Here is a 13,286-nt window from a genome sequence, read left to right as displayed (position 1 = left end):
GAGTGACCTCCTGCATGAGAGCCAAGTCGTCCGCCCTTGGAGCCGCCCTGATCGCGATCAGTACGCCCGCCCTTGCCGACCATGTGGGACCCAGCGGATTCGGTTCGGGAGGTGGGATAAGCGTGTTCACGCCGGACACGCTCGACGAGGGACATTGGTCGGCAGGCTTGCGGTTAACCTACAGCCATCCCGAACAGCGCTCAGAGGCGGAACTGGAAGAACTCGCCGCCGAGCACATCCATGCCCACAACACCGACTACAATCTCAACGCCTCGGCAGGGATAGCCTATGGCATCAGCCATCATCTCACCGTGTCCGCCGAGCTGCCTTATGTGCGGCGCGATGACCTTCGCGAAGGGACGCACGAACATATCGGTGGGGTCGCCATTAACGGGGTCGAGGACCTCGGTAGCGTCACTGGATTTGGCGACATGAACTTGCTGGCGAAATACCGAATTAGTGACGGGGGCACGACTGGTTTCGCAGTCATCGGCGGCATCAAGATCCCGACCGGAAACACGCACAACCAAAGCCCTGACGGTGAGCGGCTCGAGACAGAGCACCAGCCAGGAACGGGCAGTTGGGACCCGATCTTCGGTGCATCGGCGTCGACAAAGTCGGGCGCTGTCCAGGTCACAGTGAGCGCGCTCTACCAGTTCTCAACCGAGGGCGCACAGAACACGCGGCTCGGCGACCGTTTCCAAGGTGGCATCGCGCTCTCGCATCGGTTCGGCCCAGCGCCGCACGAGCATGGTGACGCTGACAGCCATCACCATGGCAGCGAGCTGGACGAGCATCATGACGAACATGCCCATTCGACTTGGGATGCGTTCGTCGAGCTCGCTGGAGAATGGGAGGGCCGCCAGAAAGTGGACGGCGGGGTCGAGGAGGCGAGCGGAGGCAAATGGGCGTATGTAGCTCCGGGCCTACGCTTCAATGCAGCGTCCGGCTGGTCCGCCGGGGCAGCGCTGGCGTTGCCGGCGTGGCAGGATATTCGAGCGTCGCACCCGAACAACCGTTACCGCCTCATGCTGTCTGTTGGGCAGGCGTTTTAACGTTTGCTTTCCACGCAATTCAAACAGTAGTCGGTAATAAGTAACTGCGTTACGTACAAAAGATGAGGACCAAACGCCTCGAACATCTTGTTCAATTGCTTCGCTTCGCCCTTGTGAGCGGGACGGGTTTGACGCTCGACTTCATCCTGTTTCTTGGGCTGTGCTCTCTTGGTCTCCGACCGTTTTCCGCCAACGCGATCGCGAGCGCGACCGGAGTAACATTCGTTTACTTCGCGTCGGTCAGACGAGTGTTCCGATACAAGGGCCGGTTCATGACGGTCATGTTCGCAACCTATGCACTTTATCAAGCGCTCGGCACTGTGCTGGTATCTTGGGTGGTCAGCACGCTAATCATGCATGGCCTGCACCCTGTCATGGTGAAGGTCGGGATCCTGCCCGCGACATTCTGCGCCAATTACCTGTTTATGCGGTGGCTAACATCTTGCCCCGAGCGATGGGTTGCCGTCACCCGGCGATAATATCTGCTTTCCACCCATTGTTGACATCCAACTCGACAACCGAAAGGCTAACTGCATGAGTTCCGCACACGCGACTTGGTGGAGCAAGGTCGTCGCCATACTCATCATGGCAATCGTCGCTGCTCTGTGGATCTACAATTCCATTTATGCGCCCCTAGTTGCAGGCAGGTGGCTGTGGGTTGCGACGTTCATCGCAGCAGCTCTTATTTGGGTGGCGCTGCGAAGCGCGGCCGAGCGTAAAGCCGATAACATCGATTATCGACGCAATAGCGGCTAGCTCAGTGAGCCGCTGACAATCTCGCCTCCACCCGCTCCTTCGACGGGTCGCTAATGTCTACTTTCGACCCATTGCGGTCATTAGCTACAGATGCAAACCTCATGGTCATGCGAGCGGTCATCCTTTTGGCATTTGCCTTAGGCGCCTGCGTTAATCCAACTCCGCGCCCCATCGACACCAGCGACACCGCCAAGATCTTTGTCGAGGCTTGCATGGGCGAGTGGGTCCATCTCCCGCCGGCATCCGGCGACGACGCTGGAGCTTTCCGGCTCAACCTTCACCCAGATGGGCGTTTTGAGGCGGAGTTTGGGAAAAAGAAGCTAACGGGCGAATGGCAAGGCTTCGGGACCTTGGATGCGGGAGTTCGCATGACCGACAGCAGAACCGGCGAGGAGCTAGAGATTGTCGAGTGTCCGTTCAACGAGCCAACCGTCATGATTGAAGGGGACACAGAAGAGTATCGCGTTCGCCGTCCTTCCTAATGGCCGCTTTCCACCCATTCCTGCCATAAGGGGTTCGCTGCGCCAGCGGATGCAAAGCTAACCTGGTTTAATTCGTTTGACCGACTCGAAATGGTGGAGGCAAGGCCTCTGGCGGCCCTCCTGTTCGTGGCGCACCAGCATTCTCCGACGGCCGATTACCCGCGTGCCGGCTCCCAACCACAGGAGAATGATCATGACCGCATCGCGCATGCCGATTGCCCGCCGTCACTTCCTCGCCACCGCAGCAATTGGCACGATCGCGGGCCTTCTCCCGATGAGCGGTGTGCACGCGTCAACGACGACCACGCCAGGACCTGGCGCACCGACCGTAAGGCCCGCGCAACCTACGCCGTCGCCGCAGATTGCGGGAGCGGGAAGCGAAGTGCCGATCATCGGCGCAGCGGCAGCAAGCCACGTGGCTGACACCTCGTCGATCCGACCTTTCCACTATCGCGCGACCGACGCGGAAATCGCTGACCTCAAAGCGCGGATCAAAGCGACCCGATGGCCTGAGCGCGAGACCGTCAACGACCACAGTCAGGGCGTCCAGCTCGCGACAATGCAGAAGCTGGCAGATTATTGGGTTAACTATCACGACTGGCGCAGGGCCGAAGCAAACCTCTTCTCCTATCCCAATTTCATCACCAACATTGACGGGCTCGACATTCACTTCATCCACGTGAAGTCGAAGCATCCGAACGCGCTACCCGTCATCATTACCCACGGGTGGCCTGGATCGATCATCGAGCAACTCAAGGTCATTGGGCCGTTGACCGATCCGACCGCGCACGGCGGCACAGCCGCCGACGCCTTCGACGTCGTCATTCCCTCGCTTCCCGGCTACGGCTTCTCGGGGAAGACCACCGAACCGGGCTGGGTTGTGCCCCGCATCGCAAAGGCGTGGGACGCCCTGATGAAGCGGCTGGGCTACACGCGCTACGTCGCCCAGGGCGGCGACTGGGGCAACGCAATTAGCGAGGTGATGGCGCTTCAGCAGCCACAGGGCCTGCTCGCTATCCATACCAACATGTCGGCAACGCTTCCTGAAGCCATCCGGAAGGCTCTTCCCGCTGGCCCCCCTCCGAGCGGATTGTCGCCTGAAGAGCAGCATGCATGGGACCAGCTTACCGACTTCTATGTTCATGGACTTGGCTACGCGATCGAGATGAACCAGCGCCCGCAGACGCTGTATGGAGTTGCCGATTCACCGATCGGTCTCGCCTCCTGGATGCTCGACCATGACATCCAGAGCTATGATTTGATTGCCCGGGTGTTTGATGGTGCGCACGAGGGTCTCACACGCGACGATATCCTGGATAACGTCACTCTCTATTGGCTGACTAACACTGCGGTCTCGTCAGCCCGGCTTTACTGGGAGATGCGCAACAGCAAGGCCGGCTTTTTCGATCCGCGGGGAGTTCCCCTGCCCACCGGCGTCAGCGCATTCCGCTACGAGATTTATCAAGCGCCGGAGACTTGGGCGCGTGCGGCCTATCCCCATCTCGTTTTCTACCGCGCGCATGACAAAGGGACGCATTTCGCCGCTTGGGAGCAGCCTCAGCTTCTGACGGAGGACATGCGAGAAACCTTCCGCGGCGTGCGCAAAGCTTGAACTGAAGAGTTCGGACGCGCGTCTCCGGCTTGGCGACTATTTCCGCTTTCAACCCATTCCTGCCATTAGCGGTGGGTCAGCTTTCGACCCATTGCGGACATTAGCAAATGGGCTAGCTTCCGTTCGCTTCCAAAGGAGAAACGGGGGTGCGGGGACTTATGATCACTTGTCTTCTTTTGGTTGCCGCTTGCGATCAAATTCGCGGTGGTTCTCCGGAAGTTCAGAAGTGCGAGGAGCGAATTTTGGCCAACCTGGGGGACAGAGCTTCGTACGTCCGAGGCCAGAACGACTCCCTTTCCCTTGGGGATCGCTGGCAAGTCGGAATTGAATACAGCTACACCGACAAGACAGGCCGCAGGATTACGAAGGCTTGGCAGACTTGCGACTATCCGATCGTCAATGGCAAGCCAGACACGTCTCGATTTCTAGCGGTTGAAAAGTCGGACGATTAGGCGGCCAACCTCATATTACTAATGTCCGCTTTCGACCCATTGCGGACGTTGGTGAGCGATCAGACTCTGGCCTGGGGTCACTTGCCCAACATGGATTCTGCCGGACGTGGTGTCGTGATGGGATCGGCGTGACGGTGAACCAACTTCCAACTGTCCCCGATCTTTTCAAATACGGTCGTGACACGGGCCGCGAACTTGGAAAAGTCGCCGCTCGTGCCCAGCTTCGCACGAAGATGTTCAACCTCGACGAGGCTGACGAATCTATCATCGCCATAAACCGCGAGCCGATCGACCCCGACGACTGTGCCGTCCTTATATTTGGTGGCGGCGTTGTTGAGCGCCTTCAGCACTTCGGTTCGACCCTTTCCAAATGGACCGAACGGGTTACCCAGAGTGATGTCGTCGCGATCTGCAAATAAGGCTGCGTAGCCCGAAGGATCGCCATTGAGAATCTTGCGAAGCGCCTCGCGGCTTTCGGCGATTGCATCCTCCAAAGCGGGCGGCAACGCTTGTGCCGAGAGTTCGCTGTGCTGCTGCGCGGACGACCGGTTGATCATGCGCCCCCCTTTCGCGCCACTTAGCCGACGAGAGGAATGTCCGTCATCCACCCATAACGGACATAAGGGGTCAGTCCTCCCACGGCGCCTTTCGGGCCATCAGATCCTTCAGCTTCTGGGTTGGGGCCGGCGGATTGGCGAGCAGGTCGGTGAACTCTTCGCCCTGCTGCTCATCAAGGACGAAATTGACCCGATCGAGCGGATCGTTGCCTGGACCCGATTTTGCCTTTTTCTGTTTCACATCGACCTCCAGCTTTTTTCGCTGACGAAGCTACCACAATCACCGCCATTTGTTCTACCAATGTTCTACATGCGATTCGGCATGTCTGAGCTTCGAAGCAAGGCCTTGGCTGCCATCGATGAAGCAGCGAACAAAGCCCTGAATGCGCCAGTCGAGCGGCAAATGGCATTACGCTTCGCGCTCGCCTTCCTAGCTAACTTCGCCGAGGAGCGTTGGCCTTTCGACAACTTCTGGCGAGCGATCGCCACCCAAGACCCAAAGGTCCGGTCCGCGACCGTTACCGCCGCACGAAACGCAATCCACCGCGCCGTGAAGGGTTAGGTTGAGCGTTCGTCCGCCGATCGGAGCGCCAGGCCACCATGATCCAGATGGCTGTAGCGGTCCGCAATCGCCGGAGACTCCCATGTTCTACTCACCCTCGATCCAACCCGCAGCTCGCAAGCCCACGGGCGCCAAGCTGGCGCTGAAGCCATTCCACGTCTGGGGTATCCGCGTGCGGCTGCAGGTAGGCCATTGCACCCGTGACATCGCGCTCTTCGACCTGGCCCTCGACAGCAAGCTGCGTGGTTGCGACCTGATCCGGCTGCGGGTCTCCGACCTATTCTCGTCCAGCGGAGTGAAGCGCCGGGTTGTCATCATGCAGCAGAAGACGGGTCGACCGGTCCAGTTCGAGGTTACCGAGCAAACCCGGCGCTCGATCGCGGCCTGGGTCGAGAGCAAGCATCTGGGCTTGGATGACTGGCTATTCCCCAGTCGCATCAAGTCCGGCTCTCACCTGAGCACGCGGCAATATGCCCGACTGGTCGACAAGTGGGTCGTGCTCGTGGGGCTCGATCCGGCCGCGTACGGCACGCATAGCCTCCGCCGGACCAAGGTCGCACTGCTCTACAAGAAGACCGGCAACCTGCGCGCCTGCCAGCTACTCCTCGGTCACACGAAGCTTGAGAGCACGGTCAGGTATTTAGGCGTCGAAGTCGATGATGCGCTGGAGCTCTCAGAAGCGCTCGAGCTGTGAGTATGGCGCGCGGCGGGGTCCGTGCCGCGGCCGCGAAGCGAGGAGAGACGTCGGCAATGTCCGCAATGGGTGGAAAGCTGACACGAACGATCGGTTTCAGATTCCGCGGGAACATAACGTTGGTCGTCCGGTTGAGCGCCGCATGTCCAACAGTGCTGACCAGCTCCGCGCGAAGGCGCGCCAAACGCGATTCCTTGCGCGTCAGGCGTTCATCCGGTCGCGCTCCGAGGCACTCCATTCACTTGCCACCGTGTATGAAAGCCAAGCGGCAGAACTGGAACGCACGGGTTCTTTAGGCCTCTGAACCAAGAAGCCAGGCGAATGTCCGCAATGGTTGGAAAGCGGAAATTAGACCGAGCGAAATGCGGTCTCAATTGCGCTTGCGGATACGCCTGCCTCTTCTGCCCAGCCGATGAGGTATTCGGCGAGATGACCATCGATCGGTTCGTCAACTCGAAGGAGAGAGACAAGCGTTCTGAAACAGCCCTGCTTCTCAAGTGGCAGGCTTTCTATCTTACCCCACAATCTTTCCAGAAGCGCCTGATTGCCGACGGCGTTCCCAGCCTGGAAAGCAGACACGATCTCGCTGCCAAGCTCGCCAGTGCATGTCTCGTGCTCAGCTAAGCGGAGGGTCACCGCGTGGGTTCGAGGTTTGAGCAACCCCGCGTCGATGTCTTGTAACAGCGCAGAGGCCCAATCCATTTCGTGAAGCTAGCGAGTGTCGCAATGTCCGCAATGGGTCGAGAACAGACATCGCCTTTCTGGCCTCTGCTAATGTCCACAGCTTCTCACAACCACTTCAGCTTGCCAGCGGACTTGATCTGTGTCCCGTACGACTGAAGATAGCGAAGGCCCGTATCGACAAGGAGGGTTGCTACGGTTTTTCCCGGCCCGAGACGCCGTGCAATTTGGATTGCAGCGATGACGTTTGCTCCGGAGGAGGTGCCGGCAAAGAGACCTTCCTCGCGCGCGAGCCGGAGAGCCATCGTGTCCGCGTCCACGGTCGACACGGCGAACACTTCATCAACTGTCGCAAATCTCCAAAGAGGAGGGTGGCGGCCGATGCCGATGCCCTCGATCTTGTGAGCACCTGGCTTTCCGCCGGAAAGGACCGCGGACTCGGCCGGCTCGACCGCTCCCACATTCAACGAAGGGTTATGCTGCCGTAGCACGCTCGTCGTTCCGATAAGCGACGCAGCAGTCCCTACGGACTGAACGAACGCATCGATCTTTCCGCCGCTTTGCTGCCAAATCTCTTCACCGAGCGAGTGATATCCTGAGACGCTATCGGTATTGTTAAGCTGGTCTGTCCAATAGCAGCCTGCCTGCCGGCTCGCTTCCTCGGCTGCAGCGATCATCTGGTTGATCAGACCTTTGGTGGTCAGGCCGTCCCCGCTCGGAATGACGCGAACGTCGGCGCCGAGCGCGGCCATCAAAACGAGCTTCTCCTCGCTGAACGCATCGGACGAGAAAATGCGAAGCTTGTATCCCCGGGCAGCGCATACCAGGGCTAGTGAAGCGCCCGTGCTCCCTCCGGAATATTCGACGATGGTCGAGTCCGGACGGATCCGGCCATCTTCTTCGGCGCGCGCGATCATCGCCTGCGCCATTCGATCCTTCATGCTGCCAGTCGGGTTTGAGCCTTCAACCTTCACGACCACGCGTGCGCAACCTGGCGGAACTACGCTCTTCAGCTCAACCAAAGGCGTGTTGCCGATGGCGTCGAGCACGCTCGCGCTAATTCGCATGGGGATCGCTCGGCGGCGTGCCAGAGTCCACCGAGAGCACCAACTTCCGTCCGGGCACCAACGACTGCACCTGTCCCTGCGGAGCAAATATTTCAGCCGCCGCAGCTACCGAGTCTGGCCCTTCGGTAAAATGCTTCCATCCACGGTTATGAACGGTCATGATTCTGGCCCCCCGAAAGACGCTGGCCAGTTCCAGAAGGTCGTTGTTGCCCATCGTGAGGTTGAATGGCCCGCGCGTGCGAGCTGCGCCGGCGAACGCGATCACCACGTCAGGCTTGTAGCGACGGGCCACCTCGGCCACCCCGTCGTAGAAAACCGTGTCGCCGGTGACGTAGATGAGGTCCTTCTTCGCGGCACTTTGAATCACAAAGCCAGTCACGTCGCCCAGTGTTCGCTCGGCCCCGGGCGGCCCGTGCCGGGCGGGCGTGGCGACGACGGTCAGACCGTTACGGCCACCTAGCCGATATGATCGCCATGGCTTAAGGCCAACACTGTTGCCACCCAGCCTTCGGTTTGCGGCATCGGTCGTCAGGACGACCTTCGCATTTTCCGCGAAGCGACGGCCAGCCTGATCGAAGTTGTCGGCATGCTGATCGTGACTGAGCAGCACTGCGTCGACAGGGCCGACCTCTTCAGTGGACAGAGCCGGACCCTCGGTCTTTTCGAGCTTTACCGCTCCGGACGGATGAGGACCGGGCGGGTCGAAGGTGGGATCGGTCACCAGTCGAATACCGGCTATCTCGATCATCACGGTGGGCCCGCCGATCAGCGTGATCTCGACAGGTGCGGCGTCCATCATCGGAAATCCTTTCGGCACACGATTTAGACACGCCTTCAATGTTCGAGAATTATCTATTAGTGATCACTCGTTGCTTTGTTTACGCACATCAGCGGCAAGGTTGAGAGGAGCGCATCGCTGGCCAATCCACGTGATTATCCCTGTCAGTGGGATGACATCAGGACATTTGTCGCCGTTGCGGAAAGTGGCACCTTGTCGGGGGCCGCCCGAAAATTGGGAGTCACTCATGCGACAATTTCCCGTCGGATAGCCGACCTTGAACGCGGGTTCGGAGGCGCGCCGCTCTTTGAGAAGTCCCGGCTAGGCTACATTCTTACGTCCAGCGGGCGTGCCGCCCTGCTTCACGCGAAGGCGATGTCGGCAGCGGCGGAAGGCTTCGCTCGTGAGGTCACTGACGCCGACGCGATGTCGGGGTCTGTACGCGTAAGTGCGACGGCCGCGCTGATCGAATGGAAGATCGCAGCCGCCGTGTCCAAGTTGATTGACAAGTTCCCGCAGCTCGAAATCGAGGTGGTCGCGGAAAACCGCAACGTTAGCCTCGCGATGCGTGAAGCCGATATCGCGGTCAGGCTTGGACGACCGCGTTCAGGAGATGCCGTCGCTCGAAAGATCGGCACGATCAGCTATCGGCTGTTCGGCACAAGCAAGTACATCCGATCCAAACCGAGGGATTCTTATCGCGTCTTCACGTTCAGCGATCCTGTCAAGCGTGAAACGATCCCGCGGGCACTTGCCGCCCAAGTGCCAGGGCAAGAGGCACGGTTGGCACTGCCGTCTTTCACCGCTCAAGCGGCGGCGGCGCTGAGCGGAACCGGCCTTGCGATGCTTCCCATATTTCTAGGCTCACAGATGTCAGGGCTCGCAGTTGTCGATGAGCCGGAGACCGGCTGGGACCAGGAGGTTTGGCTGCTTACCCACCGAGATGCGCGGCGCTTCCAGCGAGTACGAATTGTGGCCGAGGCAATTGCCGCAACCTTCGAGGACTGACCTCTCTGCGTCCGCAATGGGCCGAAAGCAGACATTAGCCTTGGTCGGTTGATGCCGCTTCGCTCGCCCTTCGCCTGCGCTGCCCTGCGCGCCGCAGGAACTTGGTTTGGCTCCATTTCATAAGCAGCGCGGTCCAAACCAGAAATCCGACGCCAAGTGCCGCGCCGAGCCAGAGAACAGCCTCGCGTCTGCCACCGAGCTGGCCGAGCAGTAGGAGCATTGCAGCGAGAATAACCAGCGCTCCCTTTCCCCACATCGAAAGAAACAGTTTGCGACGAAAGGAGTGGCCAACTCTCTCTGCGAACGATGGCTTACCCTTCATGCGGTCACAATGCAGGTTGATCCTAATGTCCACAATGGGTCGGAAGCTGACATTGGCCGTGGGCAGAATTTGCTCTCAGTTTGCGGGCCAACGCCCCTGAGCGACCTCAAAAATGGATCGCGGTCAGATGAAACTCTGCATGCTATTAGGAATTGGTATGAGACTAGCATTCCTTTTGCCGGCACAAGCGATTTCTGCGTGTACCAAGGTCGTCCAAATCGAGGAGGCCAAGTTCAGTTATGTTAGCGCACGCTGACGATCCGTCTCATCTCAAGCGCCGGTTTTGGTGATGCCTACGGGGCTCTTGGAGATCAATTCCACTGCCGGTCGTTTGTTCATCGCGCTAGGGTTCTTTATCTTCGTCGGCTTCGGTTACGTGGCTTTGATGGTCCTCCATTCTGCGCACGATCAGCACAATCGAGGCTTGAGCAATCTCAATCCGTGCGGGTGCATGGCAGTGGCCTTCATCACGCTGCTGTTGACGGCTTGGGCGCGCGGCTGCGCATTGCGCTAAAGCTCGCAATACCCATCATGACCGCTCCGCGTCGAAGGGTCAGCGGACGTGCGGAACTGTTCGACGCCTTTTCCACTTTTCGATTGCACCTTGCGCTAAGGACGCTCCGGGACCCGCCGTCGCGTTTGGCAATGCCCCCCGGCGTCGGCGAGTCTTATTGTTCGTCCATACATTCAGACGTCCAGCATCCCGCCCGCTCGACCCTTTTTCGCCCAACGGGTCGTGCCCCTTAGTCGCCCAAGCCCGAATATGCGGACCTCGATCCGTTCGCGTTCCACGAAATTGCATTTGGCGCTCACGCAAAAGCCGGAGTTAGAAAGATTCAGGAGTGTGCCCTGGACGATCGCGCCGTCGCCCCGCGCTATCCTGCAAGGCTCATTAGTGGAAACGCGATCCGGACGCTTTGGAAACTCGCTCATTGTCAGATTCCAACCAAGGCCAGCAGGCTCGGGCCACGCTACTTAAGATGACCTTAGGTTTGGACCGATCTGGAGCAATTTAGCCGGGCGGCATCAGTGAGGCCTGCTAGCCGGCGTTGCTCGTCAGCTAACGGGCCTCGGCTCATCCGCCTGTCTGCTAGACGATGAGGCGGTGAGCTTGGAAAACCCTGTGTCTGGCTTCGTAACCGATTCATTTACTCGCCTGATTATCCTGTTTCGAGAGCAGGAGCAGTTCCTCGATCTGGTCTAGCCGCTCACGACACTTCCTCAGAGCCATGCGCAAATTGTAGTTGGCGTTGCCCAGCTTGCGACCTCGATCGTCGCTATTTTCGGAAGTCACGCCCACCTCCAAGCTCGTCTTCAGAATGCTGAAGAGTGAAGAACGAAGTCAGCCTGCAATCCTCCAGCCACTGGTAAATCGCGGCCCTTCCTCGGACGGAAAGCCTCACATCGTCATATCCTGCCCTCCCCGGATCATCGTTGCGCTGGAGCAAGCCATCCCGTTCAAGGACGTCAATCCAACGGATGGCGGTTGGGGTCGGCGTTGCCGTTGCCTTCGCCAATTCCGTTGCGGTGACCATCTGTTCGCGCACGCTCGCGACGAACAAGACGAGCAACATATCCCAAGCGGGGTCCGAAAAGAGGGCAGGTCCGAAATGTTTTGCTCGGTAACTCCGAGCGCAAATGATCTGCGAAACAATCTCTGCGGCTTGGACTTGGCAGTTCGGTCGGTGCTCGGGCATCAACTCCTCTCAAGATAAGGAGAAACAACCCGCCAGCAGCGAAAAAGGAATTGGCAAGTGCCCGAGCTGCACTGGCCTTGACGCGACACACTGACGGACTTTTTGTGGCTCAGCAGCCGATCAATTGCAATCTGCAATCAACATGTGAGGCTCATCACCTAATTTCCGCCATGGGTCAAAAGGGACTTAAGCAGCCAACACTGCGCGAGACATCAAGACGGCGGCGTTCCTGACATCAGCCGATGTACTCAGGACTTTCCAACAACTGAAATTGAGTGCCACGGCAAGCAACGCGTGGGAGCGCTCATCTATGCCTTCGCCGAGGATTTCGGCCGCCCGCTCAAATGTCGGAGCCATTCGCAGATCTACAATTTCACGCGTCAGTTCGTGAACCTCCGCATCGCGAAGCACTGAGGAGGTAAGCTGCTCATTGCGCGCGTACCAACCGTAGATCTCCTGCAAACCGTGACGAATGCGCACGCGACCCGCGGGATGCTTCGCCCAGTTTTCCACATCCGGGAGCGGATCCCGGTCCAGCGCCAAAGACGAGCAAGCGTTCATCAGGCTCCGATCGTCCGGGAAATGCGCATAGAAGGTGTGTCGCTGGACGCCGGCCCGTTCGGCAATTTGGGCGATGGTGGTACGCGCGGGACCGACGCTAGCGTGAAGATCGACAGCCGCTTCGACGATTCGCCGCTTGGTCAGCTCCTGCTTCTCAGCGCGCTTGCCAAGCCTGTATTGGCGCGTTTTCGATACACGCGGCTGTGCATTTGAATTTGACATGGGGAAAGATTAATTGCACTGACATGTGCAGTCAATTCGAATCAGGGAGAACGTCCGTGACTGCCCAAGTTACCGAGCTTGCCGACGGAATCTTTCGGATGTCTGTGCTCGTGCCCGAGATGGGATCGCCGGAGGGTTTCGTTTTCAACAGCTTCCTCATTGTCGACGAGGAGCCATTGCTCTTCCACGCCGGTCAGCGCGGCATGTTCCCGTTGTTCCGCGAAGCCGTTGCCTCAGTGATGCCCGTGGATCGCTTGCGGTGGATCAGTTTCGGGCACGTCGAAGCAGACGAGTGCGGAGCCATGAACCTATGGCTTCAGGCGGCTCCGCAAGCAGAGGTCGCGCATGGCACCACCGCCTGCATGGTTTCGCTTAACGATCTCGCCGATCGTCCTCCCCGCTGCTTATCGGATGGTGAATTGATAACATCCGGCCTCCGTCGCGTCCGTTATATCGACACGCCGCACGTACCGCACGCGTGGGAGTCAGGCGTTGTGTTCGAGGAGACAAGCGGCATTCTTTTCTGCGGGGATTTGTTCACGCAGTTCGGGAGTCAAGCCACGACCTGGGACGATATCGTCCCTGCAGCCATAGCGGCAGAGGAATCATTTCACTCGTCGAGCGTTGGGCCCGCCACCGCGCCCACGCTTCGGCGGCTCGCGGAATTGAAGCCAGCTACGCTGGCCCTCATGCACGGCCCGACTTTTTTCGGAGAAGGCGCAGACGCACTTGATCGACTTGCGGATTATTACGCTGGGCTGCTGAAAGCGGCTGCCTGAT

15 protein-coding genes and 1 pseudogene are annotated in these 13,286 nt (G+C 59.1%); 9 read left to right on the top strand and 7 right to left on the bottom strand.

All coding sequences use genetic code 11. The annotated features are described in order from the left end of the window. Window positions 1-14 precede the first annotated feature (14 nt). The 5 genes from ACMC5O_RS11125 to ACMC5O_RS11105 all read left to right on the top strand — a co-directional run bounded on the left by ACMC5O_RS11125 (window position 15) and on the right by ACMC5O_RS11105 (window position 3,905). Entirely contained in the window at window positions 15-1,055 is a 1,041-nt protein-coding gene (locus ACMC5O_RS11125) for a transporter (protein WP_187708732.1), read from the top strand. 62 nt (window positions 1,056-1,117) lie between these two features. After that, window positions 1,118-1,534 carry a GtrA family protein gene (locus tag ACMC5O_RS11120; RefSeq protein ID WP_246444268.1) on the top strand — a complete coding sequence of 139 codons (417 nt, stop codon included), beginning with the start codon at window positions 1,118-1,120 and terminating at the stop codon, window positions 1,532-1,534. Window positions 1,535-1,589: 55 nt separating this feature from the next. Continuing rightward, window positions 1,590-1,811, top strand: a complete 222-nt coding sequence (locus ACMC5O_RS11115) for a hypothetical protein (protein WP_187708734.1) — start codon at window positions 1,590-1,592, stop codon at window positions 1,809-1,811. A 53-nt stretch (window positions 1,812-1,864) separates the two neighbouring features. Then, on the top strand, window positions 1,865-2,293 hold the full coding sequence (locus ACMC5O_RS11110; RefSeq protein ID WP_426692858.1) for a hypothetical protein: 429 nt from the start codon (window positions 1,865-1,867) through the stop codon (window positions 2,291-2,293). Window positions 2,294-2,486: 193 nt separating this feature from the next. Continuing rightward, the gene (locus ACMC5O_RS11105) at window positions 2,487-3,905 is read left to right on the top strand and encodes an epoxide hydrolase family protein (RefSeq protein WP_426692857.1); all 1,419 of its coding nucleotides are present in this window, start codon (window positions 2,487-2,489) and stop codon (window positions 3,903-3,905) included. A 529-nt stretch (window positions 3,906-4,434) separates the two neighbouring features. On the opposite strand, the gene ACMC5O_RS11100 is transcribed toward ACMC5O_RS11105, so the two are convergent. Next, window positions 4,435-4,914 (bottom strand): YybH family protein, encoded by a 480-nt coding sequence (locus ACMC5O_RS11100; protein ID WP_187708736.1) that lies wholly within the window; start codon window positions 4,912-4,914, stop codon window positions 4,435-4,437. 70 nt (window positions 4,915-4,984) lie between these two features. Then, on the bottom strand, window positions 4,985-5,155 hold the full coding sequence (locus ACMC5O_RS11095; RefSeq protein WP_187708737.1) for a DUF1778 domain-containing protein: 171 nt from the start codon (window positions 5,153-5,155) through the stop codon (window positions 4,985-4,987). A 60-nt stretch (window positions 5,156-5,215) separates the two neighbouring features. On the opposite strand from ACMC5O_RS11095, the gene ACMC5O_RS11090 reads away from it, so the two are divergent. Next, window positions 5,216-5,476 carry a hypothetical protein gene (locus tag ACMC5O_RS11090; protein WP_187708738.1) on the top strand — a complete coding sequence of 87 codons (261 nt, stop codon included), beginning with the start codon at window positions 5,216-5,218 and terminating at the stop codon, window positions 5,474-5,476. An 82-nt stretch (window positions 5,477-5,558) separates the two neighbouring features. Next, on the top strand, window positions 5,559-6,170 hold the full coding sequence (locus ACMC5O_RS11085) for a tyrosine-type recombinase/integrase (protein ID WP_187708739.1): 612 nt from the start codon (window positions 5,559-5,561) through the stop codon (window positions 6,168-6,170). Between the two features lie 348 nt (window positions 6,171-6,518). Here ACMC5O_RS11085 and ACMC5O_RS11080 read toward each other — a convergent pair whose 3' ends face one another. From ACMC5O_RS11080 to ACMC5O_RS11070, 3 genes are all read right to left on the bottom strand, one after another. Beyond that, complete coding sequence (locus tag ACMC5O_RS11080; protein ID WP_187708740.1) at window positions 6,519-6,872, bottom strand: hypothetical protein; 354 nt, start codon at window positions 6,870-6,872, stop codon at window positions 6,519-6,521. An 86-nt stretch (window positions 6,873-6,958) separates the two neighbouring features. Further along, complete coding sequence (locus ACMC5O_RS11075; RefSeq protein ID WP_187708741.1) at window positions 6,959-7,918, bottom strand: PLP-dependent cysteine synthase family protein; 960 nt, start codon at window positions 7,916-7,918, stop codon at window positions 6,959-6,961. Then, window positions 7,908-8,717, bottom strand: coding sequence for an MBL fold metallo-hydrolase (locus ACMC5O_RS11070; RefSeq protein ID WP_222949869.1), 810 nt, complete (start codon window positions 8,715-8,717; stop codon window positions 7,908-7,910). The genes ACMC5O_RS11075 and ACMC5O_RS11070 overlap by 11 nt, the downstream gene beginning before the upstream one ends. A 75-nt stretch (window positions 8,718-8,792) precedes the next feature. On the opposite strand from ACMC5O_RS11070, the gene ACMC5O_RS11065 reads away from it, so the two are divergent. Continuing rightward, window positions 8,793-9,704, top strand: coding sequence for a LysR family transcriptional regulator (locus ACMC5O_RS11065; protein ID WP_426692856.1), 912 nt, complete (start codon window positions 8,793-8,795; stop codon window positions 9,702-9,704). Between the two features lie 1,009 nt (window positions 9,705-10,713). Here the strand turns inward: ACMC5O_RS11065 and ACMC5O_RS11060 are convergent. After that, entirely contained in the window at window positions 10,714-10,959 is a 246-nt protein-coding gene (locus ACMC5O_RS11060) for a PilZ domain-containing protein (protein WP_187708743.1), read from the bottom strand. A gap of 1,376 nt (window positions 10,960-12,335) precedes the next feature. Next, a pseudogene (locus ACMC5O_RS11055) lies at window positions 12,336-12,506 on the bottom strand (hypothetical protein); the annotation flags it as partial. Between the two features lie 56 nt (window positions 12,507-12,562). On the opposite strand from ACMC5O_RS11055, the gene ACMC5O_RS11050 reads away from it, so the two are divergent. Beyond that, window positions 12,563-13,285, top strand: a complete 723-nt coding sequence (locus tag ACMC5O_RS11050; protein WP_187708746.1) for an MBL fold metallo-hydrolase — start codon at window positions 12,563-12,565, stop codon at window positions 13,283-13,285. The last annotated feature ends 1 nt before the right edge of the window (window position 13,286 follow it).

Origin of the sequence: Sphingomonas sediminicola (genome assembly GCF_049991885.1) — a bacterium.
GTDB lineage: Bacteria > Pseudomonadota > Alphaproteobacteria > Sphingomonadales > Sphingomonadaceae > Sphingomicrobium > Sphingomicrobium sediminicola.
Note: the sequence above shows the minus strand (reverse complement) of the source record. Positions and strands in the feature narration are given on the sequence as shown.

What these genes read in the sequence shown, in the direction of transcription:
- ACMC5O_RS11070 (WP_222949869.1), bottom strand. Translation starts at nt 8,717, where the DNA reads ATGATGGACGCCGCACCTGTCGAGATCACGCTGATCGGCGGGCCCACC.
- ACMC5O_RS11100 (WP_187708736.1), bottom strand. Translation starts at nt 4,914, where the DNA reads ATGATCAACCGGTCGTCCGCGCAGCAGCACAGCGAACTCTCGGCACAA.
- ACMC5O_RS11105 (WP_426692857.1), top strand. Translation starts at nt 2,487, where the DNA reads ATGACCGCATCGCGCATGCCGATTGCCCGCCGTCACTTCCTCGCCACC.
- ACMC5O_RS11080 (WP_187708740.1), bottom strand. Translation starts at nt 6,872, where the DNA reads ATGGATTGGGCCTCTGCGCTGTTACAAGACATCGACGCGGGGTTGCTC.
- ACMC5O_RS11120 (WP_246444268.1), top strand. Translation starts at nt 1,118, where the DNA reads ATGAGGACCAAACGCCTCGAACATCTTGTTCAATTGCTTCGCTTCGCC.
- ACMC5O_RS11125 (WP_187708732.1), top strand. Translation starts at nt 15, where the DNA reads ATGAGAGCCAAGTCGTCCGCCCTTGGAGCCGCCCTGATCGCGATCAGT.
- ACMC5O_RS11085 (WP_187708739.1), top strand. Translation starts at nt 5,559, where the DNA reads ATGTTCTACTCACCCTCGATCCAACCCGCAGCTCGCAAGCCCACGGGC.
- ACMC5O_RS11075 (WP_187708741.1), bottom strand. Translation starts at nt 7,918, where the DNA reads ATGCGAATTAGCGCGAGCGTGCTCGACGCCATCGGCAACACGCCTTTG.
- ACMC5O_RS11060 (WP_187708743.1), bottom strand. Translation starts at nt 10,959, where the DNA reads ATGAGCGAGTTTCCAAAGCGTCCGGATCGCGTTTCCACTAATGAGCCT.
- ACMC5O_RS11115 (WP_187708734.1), top strand. Translation starts at nt 1,590, where the DNA reads ATGAGTTCCGCACACGCGACTTGGTGGAGCAAGGTCGTCGCCATACTC.
- ACMC5O_RS11110 (WP_426692858.1), top strand. Translation starts at nt 1,865, where the DNA reads ATGTCTACTTTCGACCCATTGCGGTCATTAGCTACAGATGCAAACCTC.
- ACMC5O_RS11090 (WP_187708738.1), top strand. Translation starts at nt 5,216, where the DNA reads ATGTTCTACATGCGATTCGGCATGTCTGAGCTTCGAAGCAAGGCCTTG.